A 16,245-nucleotide genomic window follows, 5' to 3' on the forward strand; every position below is an offset into this window, starting at 1 on the left:
TGATAAAGAAGATTTTGTTATTTTAAAGCAAAATTTTCTTTTATTTTTAAATTATTTTGATTTAAATTTAGGCTTTTTCGTAAAAAGAAATTCCAAGTTCGCTTCGTTTTTTAAATACATCTGTAAAAGGCACAGTATCTGCATGTCCTACATATAATCTTCCGCCTTGATTTAAAAGCTTCCAAAAAGTTTCGATTGCTTTTAGTCTAAATTCATCATTAAAATATATAAGCATATTTCTTGAGTAAATTATGTCAAATTTACCCATTTTTTCGAAATTATGATCAAAAACATTCATAACTTTGAAATTTATTCTTGGCATAAGGTGTTTTTTTATTTTATAAGTGCAATCATCTTTTTTATCAAAAAATATATTTTTTTGAGAAAGAGTAAGTTTTTGCAAAGCCCTTTCTTGATACTCTGCGGCATTTGCTTTTAATATCGCTTGTGAGTTTATATCAACACCTGTTATACTAATCATTGATTTGTCTAATCCAAGCGAATAAGCTATCATTCCAATCGAATAAACTTCCTCTCCGCTTGAGCAAGGGGCACAAAGTATATGCATTTGCCAATTGCTTTTTTTGCAATAATATACGCCTGATTCTAACTGGTGAACTTCTCTGTAAAAATATGTTTCGTTTACTGTTATTAAATTTATAACCTCTTGTCTTATTGTCCTATCTACTATGATTTTATTTGTTAGTTGTTCAAAAGAGTTTATGTTTTTAGAAATAGCAAAATCACTTAATCTTTTTTTTGTGATATCTTTTTTATCTATGAGTTCTGAGCCGGTGAATTGTTTAATGACATCTAAAAGGCTATCAAATTTTTGATTATCCTGCAAAGATTGTTTTTCACTCATTATTATTTTCCTTTAAGAAACTTTCTAATTTTAATTTGATATTTGCTAAATTAAGTGTTAATAGTTGAGGATTTAACTCTTTTGCTCTTTTTGGCATACCATAAACTATAGCACTTTCTTCATTTTCAGCTACACATTGTGCTTTTGCTTTATATAACTCAAAAAGTCCTTTTGCGCCGTCATCCCCGATTCCTGTAAGAAGTATAGCCATTATATCGGCGAATTTTGTGATTTTTGCGGCTGAGGAAAAAAGCATATCGACATTTGGGTTATAAGTTGTTTTGATATCTCCATTGTATGGTGCTATGCAAAGCGGCTGTGTTGGTAATATTATAGAGTTTTGAGTGCAAACATAAACTCCGCTTTTTATAAATACTTTTTTATCTATTTTATTTATCAATGTTTCACTTTTAAAAAAATCTTTTATCTGTTGTATAAAAGTATCCATAAAATTTAAACTCATGTGCTGAGCTATGATTATAGTGCAGTTATTTATATCTATATCTAAAAGTAGCTTTTTTAGATGACCAGGTCCGCCAGTTGAAGATCCTATTAAAACAATTTTTTGTGCCATTTAATCTCTTTTTATGTTTACTCGTAATTTAATCTAATAATTTTTTATTATGCCATAATATATGTTTATTTACAAATAAGTAAAAATACGCACTACTTATTTTTATTTGTTATTTTGTATAAGAAGCTAAATATTTCAGCTACTGCTTTATATAAATTTTGAGGTATTTCTTGATTTATATCAACTTTGCTTAAAAGTTCAACCAAATCAGTATCTTCTTTTATTGGAATTTTGTGTTCTTTTGCTAAATTTATAATTTTTGTTGCAATTTCGCCCCTACCAGTTGCTAAAACTTTTGGCGCATTGTCTTTTTCGCGATTATATCCTAATGCTACAGCTTTTTTTATCTTTGCCATTTATGCTCTTTTGTCAAAACCAAGATCAAACATACTAGAAAATTCATAAGCATTTAAAAGACTATTTTTAGGCATAGTTTTTAATGTAAAATTTGTTATATTTAAACCTGCATTTATTATGGCTACTTTTAATTCTTTTGAATTTTCAAGTATTAAGTTTTTAAAATTTTCACTTTGTGCTGCTATTGATATCTCTAAAAATCTATCTTTTGAAAGAGCTAGCATTACATTTAGTAAACCATGATCTTTAAAATTTAAATCTATTTTGCAGTAATATTTATTTTTTTTACCTTGCTTAAATGCGATATTTCCGCCATCTACTAAATCCCAAACATAAGGCACATAAGTTTGAAGGCTATTTGTTGCAAATGATGCTAGTTGATGAATGTCTATTTGAGCAAGAAGTTTGTTTGTGATATTATTTGCTTGGTTTGCATTGGGAAGTGAGCTATTTTCAGTGCTTTTGCTTATTTTTAATAAAGTGTTTTTCATATCGTCATTTAAATTTGACATAGCTTCGGCTCTATTTTTTGGAGTAATGTTTTCTAACTCTTTTTGTGCGACATTAAATGTTTTTAACAAACTTTTAGTTTCATTAAATGTAATTTTTGAATCACTAAATTCTTTATTTGTTAATTTTAAAATTTGATTTAGCTTATTTGCAGCAGCACTTAATTTGTCTTGAAGCGTGAAATTTTCTCCTTTTGATATAAGATTATCTGTCGCTATGCTTTGTTTAAAATTTTCAATTATTGCTTGTCCGCTTGAATTTATCGTATTTAAGGAGTTTTGAGTGCTATTTATTAGTGTTTTTATCTCTTTTTGAAGTTGGGAAATTTGCTTATTTTTAGGCATCGCTATAGTGTTTAGTTCGGTTTTTAAATCATTTATAACTTTATTTATACTACGAGTAAATTGCTTTATATTATCTTGCGAAAGAAGTTTTTCTTGTGCTGATAGTTGTTTAGCATTTGATGTATTTTGAATCAAAGTTTCTAGCGGCGATTTTGGAGTGTTTTGTTTTGTTGGAATTTCATCTATGATTTTATCTGCTGTGATATTTGTTTTAAGATTTTGCAATTCATTTTGTTGTGAATTTGTATTATTTTGTATTTTATCGTTTATTTGCTGATTTGCCAGATTTTGCACTGGATTTGTATTATTGTTGGTTATATTTTGATTTCTTTGTGGTGCACTGTTTTTGATTAAATTTGCTTTTTCATCAACAACTTGCGTAAGTATAGTTTTTGAGTTTGTTTTATTTAAAAATTTAACTATATTTTCAAGTTTTAAAGCTATATTAGTTATGGTTTTAAGCTCTTTGTTTTGTGGATTATCTATTATTTTTTTAGCAAAAATATTTACTTCATCTAAAACTTTTTTTAATTCATTAAAAGATTCTTTTGTGCTTAGAGCTTCATTTTGTGCTAGTTTTGTAAATTCTTTTATAAGCTTATCAGAACTTACTCTTTTCATTTCATTTATTAGTTTAGTTATGTTTTTTGGTATATTTTCTTTATTTAAAGCGTCTTTTATGGCAGCTTCTAGCATTATGCCTGATTTTTGAATTTGAGTTTTTAAAGGCGTTGTTTTGATATTTTCTATAGGCTTTAAGAATTCTTTTAGTTTTGTATTTAACTCTTTTAATTCTGGTAAATTTTCACTTAAAGTATCTAAAACTTTTGTAAGTTGTGCTAAATCCTTTGATAAATTTGGGGCAACTTGTAGAGATTTGGCACTATTTGTTATTTGTGTGTTTTTTATAAGTAAATTTGAATTAGATTTTATTGCATCTAAAAGTTTATTCACAAGTTTTTCAAGAGTTGCTGATGTTTTTTCTTCATTTATAGCAATGTTTGTAACAATATCTGGTTTTTTAAAAAGATCTTTTTTTTCTAATAAATTTTGAACTGAAGAATTTGTTTTACCATCATTTTTTTGAACAGGCTTTTGTGTGTTTTTTAAAACTTCACTTCCAATTCCACTATTTACATTGCTATTTATTGCGGATTCCAATTTTTACCTTTTTTGTCATTTAATGAGTATTATCGGCTAAATTGTCGTATAATTTTAGTCTAAAAGCAAATATTATTATGCCTAATGGCATAAGTAAAATGCCTAATAAAAATGGAATTATCTCAAATCTATCACTATTTCTTAAAAAGAAAAATCCGACTATTAACAAAATGTAGCCAAATATTTTAAATGGAGATAAAAAAGTTGTGATTTTTTGAAATACTATTTTTTTTGGTTTTTTTGGATTTAAGCTTAAATCATCACCATACAAACTATCTTTTAATACTCTTTTTTTGTATACATAAATATTTAAAGATAATATTATTAAAGAACACAAAAAAGATATTTGTGAGTTTAAAAAGAAATTTAAACCCACAAAAATAGAGCATATTATCAATGTAAAATCAAGTATAGAATATATGTAAAATAGTTTTTTAAGCTCACTATTTTTATTCATCATCTTCTTTATCTTCTTCGTATTTTAGGTTTTTGTATTTTGGATCATTTTTTAGTTCATTTAGAGAGGCTAACTGAGTTTTATAAGCTTTATATACATTTAAAATAGCCGCAATAATTCCAAAACCAACACCTATCCAAAATAAAAACCCAATTCCAGTAAATTTTTTAAGCAAATAACCAAGTCCTATACCCAAAAATACAGCAACAACCATCGATATACCAAGACTTAGGGCATTTGCACCTTTTATAAATTCATTCGTTTTTGACATTTTCAAATTTCCCTAAAAGCTTTATTGGCAGCTTTTATGGCTCTTTTAATGATTTTTTCATCCATTGCATCACATACAAAGCCTGTTTCAAACTGACTTGGTGCAAGATAAATGCCTTGATTTAACATATTTGTATGAAATTTAGCAAATGCTAATGTATCGCTTTTTAGAGCATCTTCATAATTTTCAACTTTTTTATCGCTAAAAAAATATCCAAACATAGAGCCTCTTGTTTGTGTTTGTAGTGGGATGTTGTTCTTTTTGGCTGCACTACTAAATCCATCCATTAGCATTTGGCTAAGAGAACTTAGTTTTTTGTATAAATTTTTGTTATTGTTGATTTTTCTAAGTGCAGCAATTCCAGCGCTCATAGCAACAGGATTTCCGCTTAGTGTCCCAGCTTGATATACAGCTCCATCTGGGCTTAAGCAGTCCATTATCTCTTTTTTTCCACCAAATGCTGCTGCACTCATTCCTCCACCTATAACTTTACCAAAAGTTATCATATCGGCTTTTATATCATGAAAACCAAAACTTCCTCTTTTGCTAGCTCTATATCCACTCATTACTTCATCTAATATTAAAACTGCTTTATTCTTATCACAAAGCTCTCGTAGTTGTGACAAAAACTCTTTTTTAGCAGGAACTAAGCCCATATTTCCAGCTATTGCTTCAATTATAACAACGCCAATCTTATCTTTGTTTGCCTCAAATATATCTTTTACGCTTTTAATATCGTTGTATATGGCTAGATATGTATTTTTTACAATATCTTCTGGCACACCGCTACTGCTCGCATTTGCGTATGTAGTAGCACCGCTTCCAGCTTTAATCAGAAGTGCGTCGCTATGTCCGTGATAACAACCCTCAAATTTGATTAAACCATCTTTTTTACTATATCCTCTAGCAGCCCTTATTGCACTCATTGTAGCTTCTGTTCCGCTATTTACAAAGCGTATCTTATCGATAAATTTAAACTCATCAAGTATAAGTTTGGCTAAATTTGTTTCACTAAGTGTCGGTGCTCCAAAACTCACACCTTTTTTTACACTTTTTATAATGGCTTCTTGTATGTCTTTATCACAATGCCCAAATATCAAAGGTCCCCAACTTTGAACAAAATCTATGTATTTGTTTCCCTCTATATCATAAATATAACAACCTTTTGCGTGATCTATAAATGGAGGTGTAGTTCCAACACTTTTAAATGCTCTAACAGGAGAATCAACTCCGCCTGGAATTAGTTTTTTTGCTGCGTCAAATGCTGATTTATTTGTCATTTTTTTCCTTTTGTTTGGTTAGTATTTTTATTAACATAATAATATAAACTTTTTATTTCATCAATGGTAAGAAAATATGTAGGCATTACGCCTTTTGAATCCACTACTGCGTTTTTAAATCTTTCAAAATTAAGATTTGTTATATCTGGAGCTTCTAGTGTTTTGCTTACTTCTTCTTTAAATATCTCTCCATCAACTTTTTTTGTCTTTATATCTTTATATCTTGCTATAACACTTCCTTTGGCATCTTTTCCGTGACATTTTGCACAAGAAATTCCTCTTGGATTTTGATATAGCATCTTTGCATATTCATCTTTTGTGATAAAATCGGCACAAAACAAATTTGATACAAATATACTCAAAAAAACTATAAATTTCATATAAATTTACTCTTTTTAAATAAAAATTTAGCTATGATACAATTTTTGTGATAAAAAAAGCATAAATATCTGGAGAAAAATATGAAAATTTTAGATGGAAAAGCACTTAGCACTAAGGTAAAATCTGAAGTAAAACAAGAAGCTATTAGGTTAAAAAATTTAGGAATTCAGCCAGCTCTTGCTGTTATTTTAGTGGGTGAAGACAAAGCTTCTCAAACTTATGTGAACTCAAAGGAAAAAGCTTGCAATGCTTGTGAAATACGCTCTATAATGCATAGACTTCCTGAAAATATATCTGAAAATGAGCTTCTTGCACTTATAGATGTGTTAAATTTAGATGATAGCATTGATGGTATTTTGGTTCAACTTCCACTTCCAAGACATATAAGCGAACAAAAAGTTATAAAATCTATATCGCCATTTAAAGATGTTGATGGATTTCATGCGATAAATACTGGAAATTTAGTTAGTGGTATAGATGGTTTTGTGCCTTGTACGCCACTTGGAATTATGAGAATGTTTAGTGAATATGACATTGATTTAACTGGAAAATTAGCTTGTGTTATAGGAAGAAGTAATATAGTTGGAAAACCAATGATAAATTTGCTTTTAAATGCAAATGCTACAGTTATAGCAACCCATAGCAAAACGAAAGATTTAGGCTTACTTACAAAACAAGCTGATATACTAGTAGTTGCCATTGGAAAACCACACTTTTTGACAATCGATATGGTAAAAGATGGTGCTGTTGTTATAGATGTAGGTATAAATAGACTTGATGATGGAACTTTGGTTGGAGATGTTGATTTTGAAAATGTTAAAGAAAAGTGCTCTTTTATAACTCCAGTTCCTGGTGGAGTTGGACCGATGACAATAGCAATGCTACTTAATAATACTATAAAATCAGCTCAAAATAGACTAAATAAAGCAAAATAAAATGAGACGATTTTTTTCTAAAGCATATAATTTTTCAAGTAGCTGGACTGGAACTATTATAATAGTCTTGCTTATTATATTTTTTGTAGCGCAGGCTTTTGTAATACCAAGTGGCTCCATGAAAAATACACTTTTAATAGGCGATCATCTTTTTGTAAAGAAATACAGCTATGGTATACCAACGCCACACATTCCTTGGATTGAATTGCCAGTGTTTCCTGATTTTGATGGAGATGGTCATATCATAAATGGAGATAAGCCAAAAAGAGGCGATATAGTTGTTTTTAGATTTCCAGAGGATGAAAAAATTCACTATGTAAAAAGAAATTTTGCAACTGGCGATGATGAGGTTATATTTGATGGTAAGACATTTTATCTAAGAGCAAATGAGGGCGATGAGTATATGAAAAAAAAATTTAAAGGCAGAGAATTTGTAACCTTAAATGATAAACTTTTTGTAAAAGAGCCTTATGATAAAAAAGGTATCCATTATACAGACAGAAAAGATCTGTTTTTAACAATGCTTGCTGTTATGCAAAAAGGCGATAAAGTCGCGATGATACCGACATTTGTAAAAGAGTTGCCAAAAAGAGATAATTTTTATAATGTTAATGTAAATGCTTTTTATTTTAAAGTTCCAGCTAGTGAGTTTTTTATGATAGGAGATAATAGAGACAACTCCTATGATAGCAGATTTTGGGGTAGTGTGCCTTATAAATTTATTGTTGGAAAGCCTTGGTTTATATATTTTTCGTGGGATAGTGAGTATAAGATTAGATGGGAGAGAATTGGTAGATTTATAGATACGGTTGAAAATGATGCTAAATATATTTATGATCAGCCGTGATGAGTTTTGATATAAATTTAAAAGGTGTTAAATTGAAAAATAGAATGAGTGTTGATGAAGCTGTTTGGATGGTAGAAAATATGCCTTTAAACGAGCTTGGCAAAAAGGCAAATGAGCGCAAAAAAGAGTTACATCCAAAAGGTATAACAACTTTTGTTATAGATAGAAATATAAACTATACAAATATTTGCTTTGTAGATTGCAAATTTTGTGCTTTTTGCAGAAAAGTAAATGAAGAAGAGGCTTATATATTAAGTTATGATGAGATAGATAAAAAGATAGATGAGCTTATAGAAATTGGCGGAACAGAGATACTTTTTCAAGGCGGTGTTCATCCAAAGCTTAAGATAGAGTGGTATGAGGATTTAGTTGAGCATATTCATAAAAAATATCCAAATATAGACATCCATGGTTTTTCTGCTATCGAGATAGATTACATAGCTAAAATTAGTCAAATTTCCATTGATGAAACACTAAAAAGACTTCAAAATAAGGGTTTATATAGTATTCCTGGTGCTGGGGCTGAAATTTTGAGCGAAAGAGTAAGAAAAATTATAGCTCCAAAAAAGATAGATGCAAAAACTTGGTTAAATGTCCATAAAAGTGCACATAAACTAAATATGAAAACAACTGCAACACAAATGTTTGGAACAATTGAAACAACAAAAGAGATAGTAGAGCACTGGGAAATGATAAGGGATTTGCAAGATGAAACAGGCGGGTTTAGGGCTTTTATTTTATGGAGTTTTCAAAGTGGAAATACAAAACTAATACAAGAATACCCTAATATTATCAAGCAATCACCAAACAAATATCTTCGTTTGGTTGCAGCTGCAAGATTATTTTTAGATAATTTTAAAAACATTCAAAGTAGCTGGGTAACGCAGGGAAAATATGTAGGTCAACTCGCACTTAAATTTGGTGCAAACGATATGGGCTCAACAATGATGGAAGAAAATGTCGTAAACGCAGCTGGTGCAACATTTAAAATGAATACACAAGAACTCATTGATATCATAAAAGATGTTGGAGAAACGCCTGCGAAACGCAATACAAATTATGATATTTTAGAAATTTATAAATGATGGAGTATTTTAGGTGGAAAGAAAATTTATAGATATAAAAGATATAAAAGTTCCTGTTATTTACGAAAAAGATAGCTCTTTGCCTATAATTAGTATGCAGCTTGTTTTCAGAGTTGCTGGTGGCATACAAAATAATAATATTTTTGGACTTGCTAAATTTTGTGAAAAAATTATGAACGAAGGAACTAAAAAAGACGGAGTTAGTGAGTTTTACAAAAAACTTGATATGAGAGCAATTAGTCTTTATGTGGGTTGTGGATTTGAGACATTTAGTATAAGTTTAGATTTGCTTAAAGAGCATTTTGAATTTGGGCTTAAGGCGATAAAAGAGCTTTTAAGTGATCCAAATTTAGATGAAAATACTATAGAAAAACTAAAACTTATAACATCAAGTGAAATTTCAAATTTAAATAGCGATTTTGATTATTTAGCAAAGACAGAATTAAATAAAATTTTATACGAAGGTAGTATTTTATCACATCCTGATTTAGGATACGAAGATAGTTTAAATGCCATAACAAAGGATGAAATTTCAACATTTTTAAAAGAAAATTTAGATCTTTCAAATTTGTTTATAGTTTTAGGAGGTGATGTAGATTTTGAGGAATATATGTTAAAAGATATGTTAAATTCTCTACATGCAGGAATTCCTAGAGTATTGCCAAAATTTGAAACTTCAAGCAAAGAGATTATAAATCAAAAACAAAAAGATAGCAAACAAGCTTATATATATTTTGGTTCGCCATATAATGTCAACATAGATGAGTATTATCTAGCAAATGTGGCTACTTTTATATTAGGAAGTAGTGGCTTTGGAAGTAGACTTATGGAAGAAATACGCGTAAAAAGAGGGCTTGCGTATAGTGCTTACGCTAGAAATTCTCTAAATCTTTCTCATAAACAGATATGGGGATATTTGCAAACCAAAAATGAGAGCAAAGACGAAGCATTAAGCGTTGTGAAAAAGGAGTTTGATGAATTTGTAAAAAATGGCGTTAGTAAAAAAGAACTTGATATGGCAAAAAACTTTCTTCTTGGAAGTGAGCCTCTTAGAAAAGAAACTTTATCAAAAAGATTAAGCGTAGCTCAAAGTGAGTATTATTTAGGACAAAAAGAGGGCTTTTTTGATGAAAATTTAAAGAAAATCGCTAATTTAAAATTAAAAGACATAAATGATTACATTTCATCTCACGATGAGATAACAAAGTTAAGTTTTAGCATAGTAAGTAATGAAATTTGATATAAAAGATAGATCAAATTTAGAAAAAATAGGAGTAACTAGCTTACTTGATCTTGCTTTGCTTTTACCAAAAAAGTATGATGATTTAAGCGTAAAAAATAGCCCCAATGAGGGCGAAAATGTAGTAGAAATAGAAATCAAATATCAAACTAGAAAACTTAATATTCTTCAAATAACCGCATTTTGTATAACTTGGCAATGTGATGTAAAAATCATAATTTTTAATGCTAGAAAATGGCATTTTGCTGCATTTAAAAGCGGTCAAAAAGTGTTTATACATGCAAAATCGTCGTTTGTTTATGGCTCTTGGCAATTTATAAATCCAAAAATTGTTACAAAAATAGGCGAGATTTTGCCACATTTTAAAAGAGATATAAAAGATCAAGATATTGCAAATTTAATACACAAATACATAACTTATGAAAATTTACTCTCCCAAGGTTTAAATGAAAAAGAGATAAATTTATTACTAAATTTACATAAAAACAATTCAAAAAGCATAGAAATGCTATCAAATTTAAAAGAACACAAAGAAATTTTTACTACTCTTAAATTTGTTGAAATTTATAATTATATGAAAAAATTAAGCACTAAAAAAACTAATTTTATGGCTAAAAAAATTGATATTTTTGATATAACATTATGGCTAAAAACTTTACCATTTACGCCAACAAAAGATCAGTTAAATGCACTAGATGATATAAAAAGTGATTTTCTTTTAGCAAAAGCAGCAAAGCGAGTGATAATGGGTGATGTTGGAAGCGGTAAAACTCTTGTGATGCTTGGAGCAGCTCTTATGGCGTATCCGCAAAATGCTATTTTGATGGCACCAACGAGTATTTTAGCTGAGCAAATTTATAGCGAAGCAAAAAGATTACTACCAAGTTTTATGAATGTAATGCTTGTTAAAAGTGGCGATAAAAACTTAAATTTTAATGGCGTAAATTTGATTATAGGAACACATGTTTTATTATATCAAAAACTTCCAAAAACTTCCCTTGTTATGGTAGATGAGCAGCATAGGTTTGGTTCAAATCAAAGGCAAAAAATCAATTTTTTAACAAGTGACGGCAGATTTAGGGCGCATTTTTTACAATTTAGTGCAACCCCGATACCAAGAACGCTTAGCTTGATTCAATCTTCTCTTGTAAATTTTAGTTTTTTAAAAACTCTACCATATGAAAAACATATACATACTTTTGTGATTCAAAATGATGGTTTTAAAAATCTTATTAATCATATAAAAAAAGAAATAAATCGTGGAAAACAAGCTATAGTGGTTTATCCACTTGTAGAAAAAAGTGAAGTTAGTAATTATCAAAGTATAGATGAAGCAAAGGATTTTTGGTTTAAGAATTTTAAAAATGTTTATATGACACACGGGAAAGACAAGGATAAAGAACAAATTTTGCTAGATTTTAGAGATAAAGGTTCGCTTTTGCTTACTACAACTGTAGTTGAAGTTGGAATATCGTTACCAAAACTTAGCATTATTGTCATAGTTGGGGCTGAAAAACTTGGTCTTGCTTCACTTCATCAGCTTCGTGGCAGAGTCGGTAGAAATGGTGGCGATGGTTGGTGCTATTTGTATACAAAGTTAAAAAATATTCCGTCTAGATTAAAAGAATTTAGCCAAACTCTAGATGGTTTTAAGGTAGCAAATATTGATCTTAAAAACCGTCAAAGTGGCGATATACTAGATGGAACTATTCAACACGGTGCGACTTTTGAGTATTATGATATGGATGAAAATTTGGCACAAATGGCACAAAAAAGATTAAATTTATTAAAGGATAAAAATGAATAAAGATAATTGCAGGTTTCCAAAAGGGAAAGAGGGTAAAGAAACGCTTCTTAGAATGAATGAGATGCATAATGAGGGTTCAACTTGGGCTATATCAAATTTAGAGTTTGGCAGAAATTTAAATATACTAGATGTTGGTTGCGGTGGCGGAAAAAATATATCAAATTTAGCTACTAAATTTAACGATAGTATTATCTATGGAGTAGATTATTCTAGCACTAGTGTAGATTTTGCAAGTGAAATTAATTCACATCTTATAGAGCAAAAAAGAGTTTTTATAGACGAACAAAATGTTTCAAATTTGAACTTTAAAGATAGTTTTTTTGATATTGTTTGTGCATTTGAGACGATATATTTTTGGCCTGATATAAAAAATGATTTTTTAGAGATAAAAAGAGTTTTAAAAGATGGTGGAAAATTTTTAATTTTTGTTGAAGGAAGCACAAAAGAGATTTTAAAAGAGTGGAGTAAAGAAGTGTATTTAAAAAATCAACTTACAAAAAATGAATTAATCAATATTTTAAAAGAAGTAGGTTATAAAAACATACAAAGTTTTAATATGAATAAAAGCGAGAAACTTTGCATTATTTCACAAAAATAATTGAAAATATGATACAATATAACATAATTTATTATAAAATTTTTATTGGTAGGTTATGCAAAGAATTTCTAATATATTTTTAAATAAACCAAAACATGTTGGTATTGTATGTTTTTTTATATTTTTTATAATAATTTCTATACCAATTATTTATACTTATGAAAAACGAAATAGCTTGGCATATGAGGAATTTAGGCACCATCTTGGAATGGCGGCATACGCACTTTCTTTTAGTGTAAATCCAAATTTACATAAGATTGTAGAAGATGAGCAAAATGCTTCAAGTGATAATTATCAAAAAGCCACAGCTCCTTTGTTTGATTTTTTTGCTCTTTATAGGGAAGTTTATGATATATACACAGTTGTAAAAAGAGATGGTAAAAAGTATTATGTTTTAGATGTTGCAAATGCACAAAATGCAATCGCTAAAGACCCCATTTCTGTTCCTGCTGAGATCATGGAAGAGCTTGTAGAAACAGACAACCCTGACAATTGGTTTGAGTTAGTTGAATCTGGTAAAGTGTATATAAATAAAGATTTTGAGACAGATAACCATGGCACATTTCTTTCAGCAATAGCTCCTGTGTATGATAAAAATCAAACATTTGTTGCAGCTATTGGTATAGATGTAAGCATAGAAAAATATAAAGAAATTATGCAAAAAACTAGAAATATATTTATATTAACTATGATAATGGCGGCTATGATATCTCTTTTGATGTCTATCATAGTCATAGCACTTATAAATTATGTAAAATTATTTTACTATAGACTCCAAAAAGTTTCAAATTCAGATAGATTAACCGGCGTTTATAATAGATTTGTATTTATAGATATTTTCACAAGAGAGATGAATAGGGCTCAAAGAAATAAAGATAATTTATATTTGATTTTTTTAGACATTGATAATTTCAAAAGCTTTAATGACAAATATGGTCATAGTGTTGGAGATGATATCATAATATTTACCGCAAAGAAAATAGCAAATACCGTAAGAAAAATAGACATCGTATCAAGATATGGAGGAGATGAATTTTTGATAAGTATTTGTGGGGCTAGTGATGAGTTCATAAAAGATATTATAGATAGAGTAATGAATCAAAAATACGACTTTGTTTATGCTGTAAATAAAAATGGAATAGAAGAAAAATTAGTTGTAAATTTCAGTGTTGGATATACAAAATATAAAGATGGCGATACTTTTGAAACTATGCTAGAAAGAGCTGATCGTGGGCTTTATATATCAAAAGATTTTGGAAAACATAGAGCAACCTTTGTTGAAAAATAGTAGTTTTTTAAATTAAGTATGCTTTTAAATCAAAATAGTATAATCTTTAAATAAATTATAAGGAGTAAAAAATGTGCAAAGATTGTGGTTGTAGCTTACATTCTCACGAACATACACACAGCGATGGCGTAACTCATTCTCATACTCACACTCACGAGCATATGCATAAAGAAGGAGAAAATGCTATACACGAGCACTCACACCCTGCTTTAAATGATACAAAAACAGTTGAGGTTATAACTAAAATTTTATCTCAAAATGATAATCAAGCAGCTCATATAAGAGAGCATTTTGATGAAAATGGTATCTTGTGTATAAATTTAATGAGTAGCCCAGGTGCTGGTAAAACTACGCTTTTAGAAAGCACTATAAAAAAAATGGATTTAAATATAGCGGTATTAGAAGGGGATTTAGAAACAAACCGCGATGCAGATAGAATTTTAAAAGCTGGTGCTAGAGCTTATCAGATAACAACTGGACAAAGCTGTCATTTGGATGCATTCATGGTTCACGATGGTCTTCATCATCTTGATTTAAATGATGTAAAGTTGGTTTTTATTGAAAATGTTGGAAATTTAGTTTGCCCTGCAAGTTATGATGTCGGAGCTCATTTAAATGTAGTTTTATTAAGCACTCCAGAAGGAGGTGATAAAGTCGCTAAATATCCTGTTATGTTTAGGACAGCCGATCTTGTGGTTATTACAAAATCATCTTTGATAGAACATTTTGAGTTTGATATAAAAGACGTTACAGCCGAACTTAGAAAACTAAATCCAAAAGCTGATATCATAGTTTTAGATAGCAGAACTGGCGATGGTTTTGATAAGTGGATTAATTATTTAAAAATAAAAATGGAGCTTAGATAATGTGTTTAAGTATCCCATCAAAAGTTAAAAGCATAGATGAGAACAACTATGCTATAGTTGAAACTTTAGGCGTAGAAAGGGGTGTGAGCTTAGATCTCATAAGTGAACCTGTTAGAGTTGGGGATTATGTGTTGATTCATGTTGGTTTTGCGATGGAAAAAATAGACACAGCTTATGCTCTAGAGAGCTTAAAGGCATATGAAGAAATAGCTAAAATGATGAAAGATGGTACCATAGACAAATTTGAAGGCGATATGGGACTTCTTAGCAAAAATTCTTAAAGAAATCAAATGGATTTAATATCTGAATTTAGAGACAAAGAGCTTATTTTAGCATTAAGTGAGCTTATAAAAAAACATAGCAAAAATCAGCTTAATATCATGGAAATTTGCGGCGGACATACGCATAGTTTGATGAAATTTGGACTTAATGATTTGGTTGGAGAAAATATAAATTTCATTCATGGTCCAGGTTGTCCCGTGTGTGTTATGCCAAAAAGAAGCATAGATGAAGCTATCAAACTTGCTTCTATGCCAGATACTATATTTTGCACACTTGCTGATATGCTAAGGGTTCCAGGAAGTAACACATCACTACAAAAACTTCGTGCAAAAGGGCATGATATAAGGTCGCTTTACACGCCTTTAGATGTTATAAAAATAGCATTAGAAAACAAGGACAAAATAGTTATATTTTTTGCTATTGGTTTTGAGACAACAACACCAATGAGTGCAGTTGTGATACAAAAAACCATAGAACTTGACTTAAAAAATCTCTTTTTTCATATCAATCATGTTACAGTTCCAGCACCAATTAGAGCTATAATGAATGATGAAAATGTTCATATAGATGCATTTTTAGGACCAAGCCATGTAAGTGTGATAACTGGATCAAAAATTTATGAAAGTTTAGCAAATGAGTATAAAACTCCAATTGCTGTAAGTGGATTTGAGCCGCTTGATATGATGGATAGCATTTTAAATTTAGTAATACAACACGAAAATGGTACTTATGAGGTTTATAATCAGTATAAAAGAGTTGTAAAAGAAGATGGAAATTTAAAAGCAAAAGAACTTATAAATAAATATTTTGAAATTTGTGATTTTAATTGGCGTGGTCTTGGGATTATAAAATCAAGCGGATATGATTTAAAAAGTGATTTTGATAAGATAAATGCTAAGAAAGTTTTTGATTGCAGTGTAGAAAGTAAAGGCGAAAGCAAGGCATGTATGTGTGGAGAGATACTTCGTGGTAGGGCAAAACCATATGATTGCAAAGTTTTTGCCAAAGCTTGTAATCCACAAAATCCTATAGGCTCATGTATGGTCTCAAGCGAAGGCGCTTGTGCGGCTTACTACAAATATCAAAAGAGGAGTTAA

Annotated in this window: 18 protein-coding genes; 10 read left to right on the forward strand and 8 right to left on the reverse strand. The window is 29.6% G+C overall.

The annotated features are described in order from the left end of the window. Positions 1-67: 67 nt before the first annotated feature. From CSPB_RS02565 to CSPB_RS02600, 8 genes are all read right to left on the reverse strand, one after another. A complete protein-coding gene (locus CSPB_RS02565) occupies positions 68-865 on the reverse strand; it encodes a CheR family methyltransferase (RefSeq protein WP_089193028.1) in 798 nt (265 codons plus the stop codon). Next, on the reverse strand, positions 858-1,439 hold the full coding sequence (locus CSPB_RS02570; RefSeq protein WP_033916439.1) for a CheB methylesterase domain-containing protein: 582 nt from the start codon (positions 1,437-1,439) through the stop codon (positions 858-860). Before CSPB_RS02570 ends, CSPB_RS02565 begins: the two co-directional genes overlap by 8 nt. Positions 1,440-1,531: 92 nt before the next feature. Further along, positions 1,532-1,795, reverse strand: a complete 264-nt coding sequence (locus CSPB_RS02575; RefSeq protein ID WP_033916438.1) for a FlhB-like flagellar biosynthesis protein — start codon at positions 1,793-1,795, stop codon at positions 1,532-1,534. After that, entirely contained in the window at positions 1,796-3,811 is a 2,016-nt protein-coding gene (locus CSPB_RS02580) for a flagellar hook-length control protein FliK (protein WP_089193029.1), read from the reverse strand. A gap of 19 nt (positions 3,812-3,830) precedes the next feature. Further along, positions 3,831-4,268 carry a hypothetical protein gene (locus CSPB_RS02585; protein ID WP_089193030.1) on the reverse strand — a complete coding sequence of 146 codons (438 nt, stop codon included), beginning with the start codon at positions 4,266-4,268 and terminating at the stop codon, positions 3,831-3,833. Next, entirely contained in the window at positions 4,261-4,539 is a 279-nt protein-coding gene (locus tag CSPB_RS02590; protein ID WP_089193031.1) for an AtpZ/AtpI family protein, read from the reverse strand. The genes CSPB_RS02585 and CSPB_RS02590 overlap by 8 nt, the downstream gene beginning before the upstream one ends. A gap of 2 nt (positions 4,540-4,541) precedes the next feature. Next, positions 4,542-5,819, reverse strand: coding sequence for a glutamate-1-semialdehyde 2,1-aminomutase (gene hemL / locus CSPB_RS02595; protein ID WP_089193032.1), 1,278 nt, complete (start codon positions 5,817-5,819; stop codon positions 4,542-4,544). Further along, entirely contained in the window at positions 5,816-6,199 is a 384-nt protein-coding gene (locus CSPB_RS02600; protein WP_089193033.1) for a hypothetical protein, read from the reverse strand. The genes hemL and CSPB_RS02600 overlap by 4 nt, the downstream gene beginning before the upstream one ends. 81 nt (positions 6,200-6,280) lie before the next feature. On the opposite strand from CSPB_RS02600, the gene folD reads away from it, so the two are divergent. From folD to hypD, 10 genes are all read left to right on the forward strand, one after another. Further along, complete coding sequence (folD, locus tag CSPB_RS02605; protein ID WP_089193034.1) at positions 6,281-7,135, forward strand: bifunctional methylenetetrahydrofolate dehydrogenase/methenyltetrahydrofolate cyclohydrolase FolD; 855 nt, start codon at positions 6,281-6,283, stop codon at positions 7,133-7,135. 1 nt (position 7,136) lies between these two features. Further along, a complete protein-coding gene (lepB, locus tag CSPB_RS02610) occupies positions 7,137-7,982 on the forward strand; it encodes a signal peptidase I (protein ID WP_089193035.1) in 846 nt (281 codons plus the stop codon). Then, on the forward strand, positions 7,982-9,067 hold the full coding sequence (locus CSPB_RS02615) for a dehypoxanthine futalosine cyclase (protein WP_089193036.1): 1,086 nt from the start codon (positions 7,982-7,984) through the stop codon (positions 9,065-9,067). Before lepB ends, CSPB_RS02615 begins: the two co-directional genes overlap by 1 nt. A gap of 13 nt (positions 9,068-9,080) precedes the next feature. Beyond that, entirely contained in the window at positions 9,081-10,307 is a 1,227-nt protein-coding gene (locus CSPB_RS02620; protein WP_235606494.1) for a M16 family metallopeptidase, read from the forward strand. Next, positions 10,297-12,114, forward strand: a complete 1,818-nt coding sequence (recG, locus tag CSPB_RS02625) for an ATP-dependent DNA helicase RecG (RefSeq protein ID WP_089193037.1) — start codon at positions 10,297-10,299, stop codon at positions 12,112-12,114. Before CSPB_RS02620 ends, recG begins: the two co-directional genes overlap by 11 nt. After that, positions 12,107-12,712, forward strand: a complete 606-nt coding sequence (locus CSPB_RS02630) for a class I SAM-dependent methyltransferase (protein WP_089193038.1) — start codon at positions 12,107-12,109, stop codon at positions 12,710-12,712. The genes recG and CSPB_RS02630 overlap by 8 nt, the downstream gene beginning before the upstream one ends. Before the next feature lie 55 nt (positions 12,713-12,767). Beyond that, positions 12,768-14,000 (forward strand): GGDEF domain-containing protein, encoded by a 1,233-nt coding sequence (locus CSPB_RS02635; protein WP_089193039.1) that lies wholly within the window; start codon positions 12,768-12,770, stop codon positions 13,998-14,000. A gap of 71 nt (positions 14,001-14,071) precedes the next feature. Further along, positions 14,072-14,866 (forward strand): hydrogenase nickel incorporation protein HypB, encoded by a 795-nt coding sequence (gene hypB, locus CSPB_RS02640; protein ID WP_089193040.1) that lies wholly within the window; start codon positions 14,072-14,074, stop codon positions 14,864-14,866. After that, positions 14,866-15,147, forward strand: a complete 282-nt coding sequence (locus CSPB_RS02645) for a HypC/HybG/HupF family hydrogenase formation chaperone (protein WP_089193041.1) — start codon at positions 14,866-14,868, stop codon at positions 15,145-15,147. The genes hypB and CSPB_RS02645 overlap by 1 nt, the downstream gene beginning before the upstream one ends. Before the next feature lie 9 nt (positions 15,148-15,156). After that, the gene (gene hypD, locus CSPB_RS02650) at positions 15,157-16,245 is read left to right on the forward strand and encodes a hydrogenase formation protein HypD (RefSeq protein WP_089193042.1); all 1,089 of its coding nucleotides are present in this window, start codon (positions 15,157-15,159) and stop codon (positions 16,243-16,245) included.

Origin of the sequence: Campylobacter sputorum, assembly GCF_002220775.1 — a bacterium.
GTDB classification, from domain to species: domain Bacteria; phylum Campylobacterota; class Campylobacteria; order Campylobacterales; family Campylobacteraceae; genus Campylobacter_F; species Campylobacter_F bovis.